At 69.9% G+C, this 15,619-nt stretch carries 9 protein-coding genes; 3 read left to right on the top strand and 6 right to left on the bottom strand.

Features of this window, described 5'->3' with window-relative positions:
* Positions 1–61: 61 nt before the first annotated feature.
* The 3 genes from AB0B14_RS33540 (at position 62) to AB0B14_RS33530 (ending at position 3,995) form a co-directional block, all read left to right on the top strand.
* Positions 62–2,368 carry a hypothetical protein gene (locus tag AB0B14_RS33540; RefSeq protein WP_357526045.1) on the top strand — a complete coding sequence of 769 codons (2,307 nt, stop codon included), beginning with the start codon at positions 62–64 and terminating at the stop codon, positions 2,366–2,368.
* A gap of 57 nt (positions 2,369–2,425) precedes the next feature.
* Positions 2,426–3,220 (top strand): inositol monophosphatase family protein, encoded by a 795-nt coding sequence (locus tag AB0B14_RS33535; RefSeq protein WP_357526043.1) that lies wholly within the window; start codon positions 2,426–2,428, stop codon positions 3,218–3,220.
* A 97-nt stretch (positions 3,221–3,317) separates the two neighbouring features.
* Positions 3,318–3,995: an HAD-IA family hydrolase gene (locus AB0B14_RS33530; RefSeq protein ID WP_357065233.1), complete on the top strand. Its 678-nt coding sequence runs from the start codon at positions 3,318–3,320 to the stop codon at positions 3,993–3,995.
* A gap of 305 nt (positions 3,996–4,300) precedes the next feature.
* Here AB0B14_RS33530 and AB0B14_RS33525 read toward each other — a convergent pair whose 3' ends face one another.
* The 6 genes from AB0B14_RS33525 to AB0B14_RS33500 all read right to left on the bottom strand — a co-directional run bounded on the left by AB0B14_RS33525 (position 4,301) and on the right by AB0B14_RS33500 (position 15,602).
* Entirely contained in the window at positions 4,301–5,857 is a 1,557-nt protein-coding gene (locus AB0B14_RS33525; RefSeq protein ID WP_357526041.1) for a polysaccharide lyase family 1 protein, read from the bottom strand.
* 341 nt (positions 5,858–6,198) lie between these two features.
* Positions 6,199–7,278, bottom strand: coding sequence for a hypothetical protein (locus AB0B14_RS33520; RefSeq protein WP_357526039.1), 1,080 nt, complete (start codon positions 7,276–7,278; stop codon positions 6,199–6,201).
* 59 nt (positions 7,279–7,337) lie between these two features.
* Positions 7,338–7,970: a hypothetical protein gene (locus AB0B14_RS33515; RefSeq protein ID WP_357065229.1), complete on the bottom strand. Its 633-nt coding sequence runs from the start codon at positions 7,968–7,970 to the stop codon at positions 7,338–7,340.
* Positions 7,971–7,998: 28 nt separating this feature from the next.
* Positions 7,999–10,419: a family 43 glycosylhydrolase gene (locus AB0B14_RS33510; RefSeq protein WP_357526037.1), complete on the bottom strand. Its 2,421-nt coding sequence runs from the start codon at positions 10,417–10,419 to the stop codon at positions 7,999–8,001.
* A 189-nt stretch (positions 10,420–10,608) separates the two neighbouring features.
* Positions 10,609–12,942, bottom strand: coding sequence for a glycoside hydrolase 43 family protein (locus AB0B14_RS33505; protein WP_357526035.1), 2,334 nt, complete (start codon positions 12,940–12,942; stop codon positions 10,609–10,611).
* Positions 12,943–13,205: 263 nt separating this feature from the next.
* Complete coding sequence (locus AB0B14_RS33500; protein ID WP_357065223.1) at positions 13,206–15,602, bottom strand: RICIN domain-containing protein; 2,397 nt, start codon at positions 15,600–15,602, stop codon at positions 13,206–13,208.
* Positions 15,603–15,619 lie beyond the last annotated feature (17 nt).

The raw sequence follows: 15,619 nt of genomic DNA, 5'->3' as shown, positions 1-15,619 counted from the left end.
CGGAAGGGCCAGCCATGATCCCGTGCGGGGTGACGACCCGTCACCCCAGACGGGGAGAACAATGCTTCACAGACCATCATTCGTCGGCACCCGCGCCGCACTGTCACGCCGGGTTGCCGGCGCGACCGCCGTGGTGACCCTGGCCGCCGCCGCCGCGGTCGGCGTGGCCGGGCCAGCCCTCGCCACGGCGGGGGCGGCCGCACCGACTGCCGCCGCGGACAGCGTGACCCGACTGCCGGACGTCACCGCCGTCTTCGACACCGCCGCCGCAGGAGGCCGGGTCTTCGTCTCCGCGACGGACCGGGTGATCGTCGCCGACTCGACAGGCGCCATCACCGACACGGTGCGTGGGCTCGCCGGCCCGCGCGGCCTCGCGATCACACCCGGCGGCGACCGCCTCTACGTGGCGCTGTACGACGGCGGTGCGGTGGCGGAGATCGACACCAGCACCGGGGAGGTCGTCCGCAGGATCGACATCGGGCAGCGCTGCCCCCAGCACCTCGCGCTCTCCGGCAGCCGGGTCTGGGTCGGCTACGGCTGCGAGCGCAGCGGGGCGGGCGGAGCACTGACCCTGGACCTCGCCGCGGCCTCCCCCACCGTCGTCAGCATCACCGACAACAAGTTCGGTGCTCCGGCCCTGGCCGTGGCCGGCGGCGTGTTGGCCCTCGGCGAGACCGAACTGCATCCGTCGACGGTCCACGTCTACGCCGTCGACGGCCAGCAGGCCACCGAGCGCGGCACGATCGAGGTGCCGGTGCTCGGCGACCTGACGCTCAACCCGGACGGCTCGCTTCTGGTCGCCGCCTGGGGTGGGAGGTCCGAGGCTCTCGCGTACGACACCGCCACCCTCGCCGAGGTGCACAGCTACGGCGGCTCCTCAGGATGGCCGACGGCTGTGGCGTTCAGCCCGGACGGTCGACACCTCGCGGCCGGCCACTACGTCGGCGAAGGCCCAGCGCTGATGATCTACGACACCGCCAGCGGCAGGGTGATCAACACGGCCAGCACCGAGTTCGGTCAGATGGTGCTCGGCACCGTGACCGTCCTCGGCAGGGACATCTTCACGGTCATCGAGCGCGAAGGCGCGTTCCGGCTCTGGCACGTGGTCGACGCGACGCTTCCGACGTCGGCCATCACCCTGACCGCGCCCGACTCGGGCATCGCGCTCGACCCACTGCGCGTCACCGGCCGGCTCACCCTCGCCGACGGCACCGACCCGGGGGTGCAGGAGCTTCAGGTCAGCCGCACCATTCCGGACGGCACCTGGGTCACCCTCTCGGCCACCACCGCGGCCGACGGCACCTTCACCCTCACCGACGTCCCCCCGCTGAGCGGGCAGATCCGCTACGACGTCTACTGGAATCCGACAGGTGACTACCACGGCAGCACGGCCTCGGCGACGGTTCCGGTGGCCGGGCGCGCCGCGACGCTCACCCTCGGCGGGCCGGGCAACGGCAGGGACGGCAGGCAACTGTCGCTCTCCGGCGTCCTGGGCCTCGACGGCAGGGCTCCCACGCAACCGCAGACCCTGGCGGTGACCCGGACGATCTGGAACAACCGCCTCGACGGTGCCATCGAACAACTGCCGAACGTCACCACCGACAGCCGCGGCGCCTTCACCGTCCTCGATACGCCCAGCCAGGGCGGCCGGTACGTCTACACCGTCACCTGGCACGGCGACTCGGTGTACGCGTCGCCGTCCGCCAGCCACGAGGTGACGGTGTCGTCCACGGACTCGCACGTCGCCGGTCAGGTGGCGGATCCCGCGTACATCGGGTTGCCGTTCCGGGTCTCCGGCGCCGTGACCTACGACGTCGGCGCGTGCCAGGGCCCGACCGTGGTGCACGTGAGCCGGCGGGTCAACGGCGGCGCGGCGAGCCGGCTGCCGGACGTCACCACCGACGCCTCCTGCGGTTTCGGTTTCGACGACACCGTGAGCAGGACCGGGCCGGTGGCCTACACCGTGACCTGGGACGGCGACGCCACCCACCGCAGGACCACCGGCACCATCTCCGGCACCGTGCAGAAGCAGCCGACCTACATCGAGGCCACCTCTCCCGACCGCACCCTCCTCAACGGGCAGCAGGCGGTCATCGAGGGCAGGGTCACCGATCTCAACGGCGAGTCGATCAGCGGGCGGTGGAAGTTGACCGTGCGGCGGATCGGCCCGGACGGCTCCGAGGTCACCCTCCCGGGCGTGACCACCGCCGCCGACGGCACCTTCTCCTACCGCGACTCGCTGCCGACCATGGACGCCAGCACCTACCCGCAGTTCCAGTACGAGTTCTCCTGGTCCGGCACCGCCACGTACCGGGCAACCACCGGCAGTGTCTTCTTCTACGTCGTGCCACCGGACTGCGACTGCTGATGCGGTGGTGATGCCGCCCGCCCGTCGTCCGGGCGGGCGGGCGGCATCATGTCGGACATGTCAATCACCGATCATGCGCTGGCCGTCGAGGCGGCGGAAGCCGGAGCCGCGGTCGTCCGCTCGCAGTACGGATCGTCGCTGGCCCGTTTCATGAAGACCGCTGACGACTTCGCCACCACCGCCGACGTCGAGGCCGAGAGGGCCATCCTCGACGTCCTGCGCGCCGGCCGGCCGGACGACACCGTGCTGGCGGAGGAGAGCGGGCACACCGGCACCGGCGCGAACGGACGTACATGGCTTGTCGACCCGCTGTGCGGAACGCTGAACTACGCCGTGCGGACCATGCTGACCTCGGTGAACGTCGCCCTGCGTGCAGGGGCCCGCGTCTCCGTGGCCGCCTCGGCGGACCCGTTCACCGACGAGGTGTTCTGGACCGACGGCAGCACCGCGTACGCCCGGCGTGGCGGCATCGACGAGCGGCTCACCCCGTCGGCCGAGTCACGTCTCGTCGACGTCAATCTCGACCCGCCGTTTCCCAACCGACACGTCTTCCTGGCCGCCCGGATGCTCGCGGACGACGGGTTCATCGAACAGTTCCGCCCGCGCGTCGTCTCCACCACGCTGGCCGTGGCCTGGGTGGCCGCCGGTCGCCGCGCCGGCTACGTCACCGATGGCGAGCACCTGTGCGACAGCGTCCACTTCGCGGCCGGAATCGCCCTCGGTCAGGCGGCCGGTTGTGTGGTCACCGGAATCGACGGTGGGCCGGTTCACCCCGACGGGAAAGGACTCGTCGTCGCCGCCGACGAGCGGACGCACGCCGCCCTCCTGGCTCTCGTCCACAACCAGCGGTGACCGTCGGCCCGACGCACGGCACGAGGGCCCGGGCTCGACCGCGACCATCCGGGGCTGGGGACGTGCGCGGCGACCAGCACCGGAATACTTGGCCACCGTGACGATCAAAGCGCTGATCCTCGACTTCGACGGTCTGCTGATGGACACGGAGACCACGCTGCTGGAGAGCTGGCGGTGGGAGTGGCGACGGCACGGCCTGCGGCTCGACCCGACGGGCTTCTTCGCCGACCACGGTGGCGACGCGAACGACGCCCGGTATGTGGCGCTCGCAGCGGCGGTCGGGCCGGCGTACGACCGCACGTCCAGCCACACGTTGCGGATGGCGTACCGGGCAGAGCTGAATGCGGCGCTGACGCCCGCGCCCGGCATCCTGGGGTGGTTGGACCGGGCCGCGGAGTTGGGGCTGCGGCTCGCCGTGGCGAGCAGTTCCCCGATCACGCATGTGGGCGCGCTGCTGGACCAGGCGGGGCTGCGGGCGCGGTTCGAGGTGCTGGCGACCGGCGAGGAGGTGCCGGCCCACAAACCGGATCCGGCGGTCTATCTGCTGGCGCTGGATCGGCTCGGGCTGCCCGCGGATCAGGCTGTCGCGTTCGAGGACACCGCGCACGGCGTGGCGGCGGCACGGGCCGCTGGGCTCCGGTGCGTTGCCGTGCCGAACCGCCACGCGGACCACGCCCGCTTCACGGCCGCGGACCTGGTGTTGCCCAGCGCGGCGGACCTGCCCCTGGACGCGCTCCTGGCCCGGCTGGCACTGGGGGCGGGCAGTCTCCGGTGAGTGCGCGCCGGAGACCGAGCAGAGCTCTCGCCCGGCCACGCCCGCCCGCCGCACCCGGCCCGGCCGGCCAGCCAGCCAGCCAGCCAATGCTTGTCGGGCGATGCCGCGGAGACCTTGATGTCGCTGAGTCATCAAGATGACTCACCGGCATCACGCTCAGCAGAACGACATGCCCCGGCCGCGTCGAGGTCAGGCTCGGTGCTCAGCGCAGACCGTTCAGCTCGGAGCAACCGCCGAGGTGTTCGAGTGACGGGTGCTCGCGCGAGGGCGGGAGCGACGGGTTCCGCCGCTCCCGCCCGCGCAAGCTAGCTGGCGTACGTCTCGAACTCGCCGACCCGCGGCGTACCGCCGGAGCTGTTGATCTTGAAGTTGATCTTGCTTAGCGAGGTCGAGGAGAAGGTGATGGAGCCCGCCCCGCTGCCGGAGGCCAGGACGGCCCCGTTGTCGTTGTTGATGAGCTGCCAGGCCCCGATGGAGCCCTGGGTCCCGGACGGCTCACGGATGACCACCCGGGACACCCGGGTCGGGGAGCCCCACTTGATCGAGATGGTGCCGGTCGCTCCGGCCGGCGACCAGTAGGTGCCGAGGTCGCCGTCCCGCACGTTGCCGTAGCTGGTCCCGCTGGCCTTGCTGGACCCGTCGGCACCGGCACCGAGGCTGAGGTTGGTCCCGCCGCCCGGAGGCGGGGTGGTCGGCGGCGGAGTCGTGGTCGGCGGGGCGCTCGTCGGCGGCGGCGTGGTCGGCGACGGGCTCTGCGGTGAGCAACTGCCGTTCGACACCCGCAGACCCGTGTTGGGGCCCGCCGTCTGCCGGACGACGTCCGGCACGCAACTCGCCCCGTCGAGGCTGTACGCGTACGGGATGGTGACGGTGGTGTTGGACGTCGGGTTGGGACCGGCGGGGTAGTTGTCGCTGCCGGGGCCAGACCAGGTGACGTTGTCGAAGATGTTGCCGCTCACCTGCCAGTAGCCGCGCTGGTCGGTGTAGAAGGTGCCCAACACGTCCTTGGAGTTCCGGAAGTAGTTGTTCTCCACCTTCGCCTTCGCACCGGCCCGGGAGTTGATGCCCGACTCGTGCAGGCCCACGTAGTGGTTGTTGTAGATGTGGGCCGTGCCGCCGCGCAGCAGCGGTGTCCGGGAGTCGATGTTCTCGTACAGGTTGTGGTGGTAGGTGATGAAGCTGTTCGAGAGGTCAGTCTCGCTCGACCCGACGAGGCCGCCGCGCCCGGAGTTGCGCAGGATGCTGTAGGACAGGGTGACGTACTGGGTGTTGTCCTTCATGTCGAAGAGGCCGTCGTACCCCTGCGACTCCCCGCCCGACGCCTCCAGCGTGACGTGGTCGACCCAGACGTTGCGGACCGTGCTCTCCATGCCGATGGCGTCCCCGCCGTTGGAGATGGGCGAGCCGGACTTCTTGACGTTCCGGACCGTCACGTTCTGGATGATGATGTTGCTGGAGTCGCGGATGTGGATGCCGAGCTGGTCGAAGACCGCTCCACTGCCGACGCCGATAATGGTGACGTTGCTGATCTGCTTGAGCTCGATCACGCCGGCGGTGGTGTTGCAGCTCGATCCCGACACCTTGGCGGTGTTGCCGTGGTTGATGGTCCCGGTGACCTCGATGGTGATCGGGGTGCTGCTGCTGGGGCGGCCGCAGAGCGCCGCGTGGATCGCGGTGCCCGTGGTGGCGCGTACGGTCTGCCCACCCGCACCGCCGGTGGTCCCGCCGTTCTGGGTGGCGTAGCCGGTGGCGTTGCCGGCCGCCGCCGACGCCTGCGGGGTCGGCAGGGCCACCGCGACCGCGATCCCGACGGCCGCCGTGGCCAGCGCTGCCTGAAGTCGCAGAGCGACATGTCTCTTCATCTCGCCTCACCTTCACATTCGAGAGGTCCATCGCCGGGTGGCGGCCCGTCAGACCGCACGCTTGCTCGGTGGAGACCCTGCCGACCGCTCGACAGCACCCAAGGTCTGTCGGCATCCGCCTCGCCCTGGTAGGCGCAGGGAACCGGCCGCGCAAGCGGTGCACCCGAGGTGGCGTTGATCGATGTGTGATCGCCCGGCTCACAGATAGAACATCGATGTACAGCAATGGTAGGAAAGCGTTTTCCCCGAAGGCAAGGGTTAGCGTTTGCAGGTTTGTTGCAGCCACACCGGCCTGCGCGCGCCGCCCACGATCCGACGACGCGAGTGCGGCGCGCGGCGGACTACCGGCGGGCGTCGCCCGGGTCGGGCTCAGCGCCGGAGGGCCCTCCTCCGACCAGCACCGACTCCTGCCCCTCCTGCCGACCCTCCTGGCGGGCACGGGCGAGCAGCCCGGCCAGCCGACGACGGCGGCGCCGGACCACGGCCCGCAGACCGACGAGGAGTACGCCGAGCAGAACCAGCAGCGCGAGCTGTGTCCACGGCACGACCCAGGTGGTGACGGTGGCGGAGACCGGCCGAAGATCGGCACCGACCTTTGCGTCGCCGAGCAGGGCCGGTGACGTGGTGACGGTCGTCCGGAGGCGCACCAGCGCCCAGACGCCGTCGGCGCGGGTCTGCACCTGCCGACTGCCGGCCGGGAGCAACTCCTCGATCGCACCTGTGGCGTCGTGGTTGGTCCGTCCGAAGAGGTCGGACACCACCACCCGGCTCGTTCCGCCGACCCAGACGTTGCCGGCGTTCTCGACCGTGTAGCGGACCCGCAGCGTGCCACCGGCGAAGGGATTCCACGACGGCGTGTACCTCGCGGTGAGGCCCTGAACGGGCAGGGTCGCCTGGGCGGACCCGTTGACCCGGACCATGACCCGGAAACCCACCCGGCTCTCGACGTTGACCGTGCCACCGGTGCTGGTGACGGTCGCGGCGATGCCGGCCGGGTGGTCCCCCGGTGTGGCGTTCCTGGGCACCGTGATCGTGAACGGCACCACCCTCGTCTCGTTCGGGCCGACGGTGACCTTCTCCTGCACGTCGATCCAGGTGCCGCCGTCGACCGAGGGGCGGTCGGACGAGAGCATGTTGAACCGACCCCTGTCGGTGAGATAGCCGTCGGCGGCCTTCAGGGAGAAGGCGACAGCGGTACGGCTGAAGTTCCGGACCGCCAGGTGCTCGGTCACGACCGCCCCCGGGTCGAGGCTGGCGTTGATCCACCGGCGCTGGTCGGGCCCGCTCGGGGTGGCCGGCTGGACCGTCCAGGTCAGGGCCTTCGGGTCCGGCTCCGCCGCCGCCACGGCCGGCGCGGCCCCAACCGTGAGGGCCACGACGGCGAGGACGGTGAGCACCCGGCGCGGCGGGGAGACGGTCATGCGGATGGCCCTTCGGCGGGGGGTGTGGCGGGGGCCCGGTCCGGGCCCCCGCCACACCACTACTCGAACAGTGAGAGCGTGAGCGTCGAGCTGTACGCACCGGCGGCGACCTCCGCCGGGGTACGCAGGTACAGATCGGCGTTGACGGAGTACGAGTCGCTGGCGACCGCCTCGGAGTCGAAGGCCGAGACCAACAGCTCCTGGTCGACGAGGCCGACGTTGTTACCCGGCAGGGTCGCCTCGTCCAGCGCGGTCACGACCTCCTCGCCCTCGGTGACCAGGCCGCTGTCCCCGCCGTCGAGCAGGCGGGGCTTCCACCCGAGGTGGTCGGCGGTGATCGGCGTCTGGCCGGAGGTGCCCGCGAAGTCGGTAGCGCTGCCGAGCACCGCCCAGCCGGCACCGTCGGGAACCTCGTCGGCGACGCGCGTGTCGGTGACCGTCACCGTCGGCAGCGTACCGACGAACTGGCGGACCAGCAGGGTCGAGCCATCCTCGGACAGCGCGACGGCGTCGCCGGCGATGGACAGGGCCAGGACGCCCGGTTCCCTGACCTCGTCGATGTCGACGGTCACCCGCACGCTGGCGTCGTCGTCGGGCTCGGCCAGGGCGGGCGACGGCAGCACCGCGGCGCCGACCAGAACCGCGCCGACGGCACCGGCCGCGAGCATCCGCCGCCGTTTGTCTGTGTTCATGTGATCTCCGTTCGCGTCGAAAAAGGGGTTATCCGCCACAGGTGCCGGCGGGGTGTTGCACGGTGCGGACGGTCGTCACGTCCTGTCCACCGATCGCCCCGGTCACCCGGACCGTCGCCGAACCCGCCGGCACCGAGACGGCGCGCGTGTTGAACGACTGGTAGGCGTTCGCGCCCGGCGCGACGGCCGCGAACGAGCGCTCGCCGTACGCGGTCTCCAGCGCGATCCCCACCGGCGCGCCATGGTCGTTGCGCGCCTGCACCGCCACGTAGACCTTGCCGCCCACGCACCGCGCCGACGCGGTGACCGTGACGGGCAGCTCCAGGGTGGCCGCCTGGAAGGCCCAGGTGTCGATCTCGAAGAGGTCGACACCGGCCGGACCGGTGTAGGTGAAGTAGACGTCGTGCACGCCGCTGACGCCGGCAAGCTCGGCGGTCACCTCGGCCCACTGGCCGACGGGCGTGTCGACGGCGGCCGTGCCGACGACCGGACCGGTGGCGGAGTCCAGCCGTACCTGGATCTGCCCGCCAGCGGCGAGCGCCCGCACCCTCGCCGTCACGCTCCGCGCGCCGTTGTCGCCGAAGTTCACCGACGACAACGCCGTCCAATCGCCGTTGTCGATGTCGCGGACCACCAGGTTCGGTGCCGCGCCGCCGAACTGGGCGGAGCCGCCGTCGATCTTCGTGGTCGCGACGCCCTTGCTCCAGCCGAAGGTCTCGGCCTCGAAGACGCGGTACGGGTCGAAGTCGCGGACCTGGTTCACGCCGGCGTAGGTGCCGACGACCTGCTGGATCGTGCCGTCCGGGTTGAAGGCAAGTTCCTGGATGTGCGGGCTGCGGTACCCCTGGGTGGTGTTGCCGTTGATGCGCTTGTTCAACGTCGGCGCGTGGTAGGTGAAGTAGTGCTTGCCCTCGAACTCGAAGACCGACTGGTGGTTGTTGCCGCCGGTGCCGGCCCCAAAGAACTGCGACTGGTTCGGGAAGAGCACGCCGGCGTAGGTCTCCTTCGGCCACGACATCGGGTTGTCGGAGATCAGGTAGCCGATCTGGCCACCACCGGGGTAGCCGGGGAGCGGCTGCTGGCTGCCACCGAAGTCGTTCCCGCCGAAGTGCGACGAGTACGAGAAGTAGTACTTTCCCTGCCGCTTGAAGACGTGACCCGCCTCGAAGGCCACCGGGGCGTCGACCACCGCGGCCGTGCCCTGGGTCGCGACCATGGTGTCGTCGAGTTCGATGGCCCGGATGTTCTTCGGGTTGTTGAAGCGCTCGGCCGGCGGCATGCTCGTCGACGCGGGGCCACCACCGAAGTAGAGGTACGGCTGGCCGTCGTCGTCCACGAACGGGGCCGGGTCGAACTTCCACGCGACGTTCTCAGCACCGGGGGTACGACCGTCGATGAGCGTGCTCGTACGCTCGCTGGTCCACGGGCCGAGCGGCGACGCGCCCGTGATCACGTTGCTGGAGCCACCGCCGTTGGCGTAGTAGAGGAAGAACTTCTCCACCCCGTTCACCACCTTCTTGGCGATGCCCGGAGCCCACGAGTTGGCGGTGAACGGGGCCACCCCGTTCGGGCCGGCGACCTGGATCTCACCGTGGTCGGTCCAGTTCACCAGGTCCGCCGAGGAGATCACCGTGATCTGGTTGATGTCGCCGTAGTTGATCCCGGGCGAGACGCCCGTGGCCGGGTTCGGGGCGTAGCCCTGGGTGTCGTTCGTCATGTACATGTACACCCGGCCGTCGTGCACGAGGCCGAAGCCGTCGGCGCCGAACTTGTGCCCGATCAACGGGTTGTGCTCCCCGGGCAGCTTGCCGACGACCTCGATGGTCTTCGACACCGGTGCGGGCGGCGCGGCGCCGACCACCGACACGTCGTCGAGCTTGAAGTCCATGAGGTGCAGGTCCGGGTCGGTGGTCGGGGTGGCCGTCCAGGGGGTCTCGAAGAACAGGCGCGCCGTCGACACGGTCTGCGTCGCCGGGATCGTGAACGTGCCGTTGAACTGCGCCCACTGACCCTTCGTCGCCGTCACGCTGACGAGGTTGGTGTAGGTGCCGCCGCCGTAGTGCATGGTGGCGAAGAACTGCTTGGTGGCCGGTCCGTTCGCGTTCTCGTACTTGATGCGGGCCGTCAGGGTGTACGCCTGGCCGGCCTGCACCTTGCCGCTGAGGTCCTGCATCGGCCCGGACCCGGTCGTCGTCCGGCTGGTCACGAGGGCGGCGTTCGCCCCGGCGTAGGCATCCGAGGTGGCCGACAACTGGGCGCCGTCGCTGGCGTTTCCGTTGTTGACGAACCAGTTGGCCAGGCCGTCCTCGAACCCGCCGTTGACAACGAGATTCGTGTCGGCGGCCTGGACCGGCGCGGCCCCGGCGCCGAACCCGGCGGCCAGCAGCAGGCCGACTGTCGCGAGCGCCGCGACCCGTCCTCGGGTCGGCCGTCGCATTCGTTGTTCCACGAAACGTCCTCCTTCATCTCTGACGTGCGGTCATCGGTGTACGGGGGATCGGTGGGTGGTCCGGACATCAGGGTCGACCGCCACCACCGGCTCGACCGCGGCCGGCGGAGCGGAACAGGTTTGCTGTTCCGCGCCGCACGGCCGGTCGCCGGTGGTGCTGGTCGCTGAGCCGAGGGGCTCGTGGTGGGGTTATCCGCCGCAGGTGGCGCCGGGGTGCGGCGCGGAGTGCGCGGTGGTCACGTCCCGGCCGGCGACAGTGCCGGTGACCCGGACCGTCGCCGAGCCGGCCGCCACCGACGCCGCACGCGTGGGGAACGACTGGTAGACGTTCGCCCCCGCCGCCACGGTCGCGAACGACCGGTTCCCGTACGGGGTCTCCAGGGTGATCCCGACCGGCCCGTCCGAGTCGTTGCGCGCCCGCACCGCCAGGTATGCCCGGCCAGCCAGGCACCGCACCTCGGCGCTGGCCGTGACCGGCAGTGCCGCGAGCACGCCGAGTCGGGCCAGTTGGTAGCTGAGTGCGCGCTCCGGGGCGTCGATCTGGTTCTGGGTGCCCAACTGGCCGGCCCGTGCCGCCGTCGCCGCCGCGAGTGCGGACCGCGTCGCAGCCCAGGCGTCGGGCGGGTAGTGGCGCGCGTCGAGCGTGTGCGCGTGGGCAATGGCCGCGTCGAGGGCGACGGTGTCCAGCGGCCGGGCCTGCGCGGTCAGCACGTCGCTGAGCAGGTAGTTGTCGAAGTCGACGTGCCCGCCGGTGTCCTGGGTCGCGTAGTTGAACAGGCCCACCCGGTGACCCATGAAGTGCGCGAGGCTGCCGTCCAGCGTCTGCGGGCCGACGCGGTTGCCGAGCCGGGTCCAGGTCAACCCGTCCAGGCTGTAGTAGAACGTCGTCCACAACTGGCCGACCGGCGAGGCGAAGTCGAGGTCCGCCTTCACGTGCACCTCGGTCGCGTCACCCAACGCCACGGTCGTGCCCGCCACGAAACTCTCCAGTGTCGACTGGTCGAGGCCGACCGCGAACGGCTGCGACCGGTTGACGACGCCGAGGGTGTTGACACCGTCGACGCGCTTGACCGCCACGTACGAGAAGCCGCGGTTGTAGGCCGCCAGGCCCGCGACGTCGCCGTTGTTCATTCCGGCGATGTCCATCCGGGTCTGCACCGACTGCCGTGGCCCGAACGTCCGCTGCGAGAGCGTGTTGCGGGCCTCCTCGAACCAGGCCAACTCGGCCCGGTTGGACAGCTTCGTGTAGACGTACTGGCCGGTGACCACCTTGCCGGCCGTCAACCGCAGCCAGCCGTCCCGGTCGGTGAGCGACCAGTACCGGTTGTCCGGTGCGTGGTTCCACTCCCACGCCAGGTCCAGCCGCGACCCGTTGGGGGCGATCTCCGCCGGGTCCAGCGGCGCCGGCACCGTCCACTGCTCGTCCTGGTACGCCCTGTGTGGCGCGTCGTTGGCGAAGTCGTCCGAGGCGACGATGCTCTTCTGCCGCTCGAAGACCTCCTCGGCCGGACTGAGCTGGATCGGCTTGGCGAACACGCCGTTGACCGGCACGACCCCGTTGGTGCCGAAGGTCGGCCACCCGTCCTGCCAGGTGGCGGGGATGAGCGCCGGGATCCGCCCGATCGGGAACGTGTCGCGGAAGAACATGCCGTGCCAGTCGGTGCCGCCACCGGCCCGGCTGATCGGCACCAGGCTGCCCTGGGCGAAGCCGTTGGAGTTGAGCACGCCACGCGCCTCGTAGGTGTTCACCCCGCCGGCCGAGGTGTAGCGGCCGAGCAGGTCCTTCGACCGGAACATCACGACCTGGCGGCCCTGCCCGGACGGCCAGGTAATGATGACGGCGTAGTACCAGCCGTCGATGTGGTAGACCTGCGCGCCCTCGAACAGCCCGCCGATGAACGGCTGCCCGGCGTAGTTGCTCGCGGTGAAGATGTTCGGATAGTCCTGTGCGATGGCCGTCAGGTCGGCGTTGAGGCGTACGGCGCTGGTGCCGCCGGAGCCGTAGAAGATGTACGGCGTGCCGTCGACGTCGAAGAAGAGCGACGGGTCGTGCAGGCCACGGCCGAGGGCGGTGCGCTGCCACGTGCCGTTCTCGATGTCGTCGGTGCGGTAGAGGTACGCCCCGTTGAGGTTGTTGGTGTTGAAGACGGCGTAGAACGTGCCGTCGTGGTAGCGCAGCGACGACGCCCACTGACCCTGACCGTACGAGTTCTGACCGTTGCGCAACGAGAACGAGTCGCCGATGCTCGCCCGGTCGAAGACGTAGTTGACGATCTCCCAGTTGACCAGGTCGTACGACTTCATGATCGGCGCACCCGGGCTCAGGTGCATCGTCGTGCTGATCATGTAGTAGGTGTCGCGGCCCTCGTCGTTCTCGGCGGCGGGCACCCGCTCGACGCTGATGTCCGGCACGTCGGCGTTGAGCAGCGGCACCGAGTAGGTGCCGGCGCCGGTGTCGGTCGAGGTGTACGACGAGCGGGGCGACCAGCCCTCGGCGGCGTGGGCGGCGGAGGGTGTGCTCACCAGGCTCGCACCCAGGAGAACGGCGACCGATGCGAGCGTGCGGAAGCGGCGGGAAACTCGCGGGCGGATCGACACGACCAAGGTGGACTCCAGACGCGAGAGCGGCGTGCAGCCATCGTGTTATCGCTAACAATGCCTGTCAAGAGCATCAATGAAACCTGCCCGAAGTGTCCGCGTAACCTCAGGCCGGTCAGGACGCACCACGCGGACCCGGGCCGGGGCGAGAACACCCCAGCCCGGATCCGTTGCTGTCCCTCGTTACGTCAGCTGCGTACCTGCCAGCGCTGGTTCGCGCCGCCGCTGCAGGCCCACAGGATCAACTTGGTGCCGTTCGCCGTCGCGGCACCGTTCGCGTCGAGGCAGAGACCCGACTGCACGCCGGTGATGGTGCCGTTGGAGTTGATGTTCCACTGCTGGTTGACACCACCGTTGCAGTCCCAGATCACCACCTTCGTGCCGTTGACGGTGCCCTGGCCGGAGGCGTCCAGGCACTTGGTGCCGTAGATCATGAGCTGCCGGCTCGCGGTGTGGGTCCACCGCTGGTTGGTGGCGTTGCTGATGCAGTCCCAGATCTGGGCCTGCGTGCCGTTGGTCGTGCTGGAGTTGCCGATCTCGGCGCAGCGATTCGACTGGACGCCCACGAGCTGCACGTTCGTCGGGTTGGTGCTGCCACCGCTCTGCACGCCGGCCGTGTTGATCACCGTTTGCGCACCGGACGGCCAGTTGCCGTTGCTGACCGTGACGTTGCCGTTGACGACGTTGCCGCGGTCACCGTTCGTCACGTTCGTGCCGCTGCTGGTCGACCAGTTGTTGGTGACCGTGAAGTTGCCCATGTTCTCGGCGTAGTAGTAGTTGGCGGTTGCCCAGGTGCCGGTGGAGGAGAACACGTTGTTGCGGGCGGTGTAGTAGCGCGAGCCCTCGTCGAAGTAGAGCCCGAACCAGCCGTTGGTCCGCAGGCAGTAGTTCTCGGCGATCAATCCGCCGGGGTTCGCCGACAGCGAGTAGATGCACCCGCCGTCGGTCATCTGCTGCATGACGTCGTGCACGTAGTTGCCGATGACCTGGTTGTTGGCCGCGGTGGTCGCCGTGGTGTACCGCGGCTGGTAGTTGTACAGGCCACGGTTGGCGTAGTGCTGGCTGCCGCCGGCGTCGTTGGCGCCCCAGCCGTAGCCGATCGACATGCCGGTGTACGGCATATTGTAGACCTCGTTGTGCGAGACCAGCGAGGTGTTCACGTAGGTCGTCAGGATGGAGACCACGCCCCGGTACTCCAGGCCGAGATCGTGCACCTTGTTGTTGCTGATGGTGACGTTGCGGTTGACCATCCGCTGGTCACTGGGGTGGTGGGCGTCGGCCCGCACGCCGCCGACCACGACGCCACCGGCGGAGTTGCGGGCGATCTCGGAGCGGGTGACGGTGATGTTGTTGACGCCCAGACCGACACCGCTGGCGTGGGCGTTGGCGTCGTTGCCGATGCCGATCGCGGTCTGCCCCAGGTTGACGAACTGGGAGTCGCTGAAGCTGATGGTGTTCGCGGCGGAGACCTGCACCGCGGCCGGCATCTGCGCCCAGCTCGGGCGGGTGGCCTCGAACAGTGAGCAGCCCTCCTGGCAGGAGGTCAGCGCGTCGGACGGACGGGCCCAGGTGCCGACGATGTGCGCGCCGGTCTGCTGGTCGGCGAAGCCGTTGCTGCTGCTCGGGCCGAGCCAGCTGGTGCCGGTGAAGGTGATCCCGCTGAACGAGATGTGGTGCGCCGGCGCGTCGTAGGTGCCGCCGACGTTCACCAGGGACTGCAACTGCGGCAGCTCCACGCTGACCGAGCTCATGTTCTGTCCGGCGAGCGGGATGTAGTTGAGCTGGCCGCTGCTGGGGTTGAGATACCACTCCCCCGCCGAGTCCAGGAACTCGTACGCGTTGGCCAGGTAGAACGGGCCGGCGCGGTGCGGACGGGACAGCGTGTCGAAGCCGAAGGTGTTGTTGTTCCACGCCGGCTGCTGCATCGTCAGGAAGTTGCCGCTGATGCTCTGCACCGGCGAGTACCGGTCGGTGAACGAGCCGACGCTCTCCACCTCGACCCGGTTCTGGTTGCCGAGGTTGTTGAGGTAGTTGAGCGCGCTGTTGGTGAACCGCATGCCGGACGTGGTGAAGGTGAAGTCGGCGCGGTTCACGGCGGTACGTGCCCGCGTGGCGACTGCCCCGTTGACGTAGAGCTGACGGGAGTCGAGCCCGGCGGGAACGCTGGCCCGCCAGATGTTCTTCCCGGCGTCAACCTGCGTCCAGCCGGTGACCGCCCGGGCACCGGTGATCGTCGGACGGGCGCCGGTGGCCGCCCGCCAGATCACCTGGTAGCCGTTGTTGCCGGAGTCGGCCGCGGTCAGCCGCAGCGGCGACGACAGCCGGTACGCGCCGTCGGCCAACTCCACGACGATGTCACCGGACATCGTGGTGTTGGCTGCCCGCACCGCGGTCTGTGCGGCGGACAGCGAGCAGGGTTCGCTGGCCGAGCAACTGGTGCCGGTGCCGGAGGGCGACGCGTAGAGGGTGGTGGTGGCCGCGAGCGCGGGGGACGCCGCGGCAGCCACCGCGACCACAGCGGTCAACGCTGACGCGGCGACGCCGGCCAACATTCGCCGCAGCGGCGGAATGGGGGAGACAGACACGGGACGGTGCTCCTGAC

It is taken from the genome of Micromonospora sp. NPDC049171, assembly GCF_040648275.1.
Classification (GTDB): Bacteria; Actinomycetota; Actinomycetes; order Mycobacteriales; family Micromonosporaceae; genus Micromonospora.
Note: the sequence above shows the minus strand (reverse complement) of the source record. Positions and strands in the feature narration are given on the sequence as shown.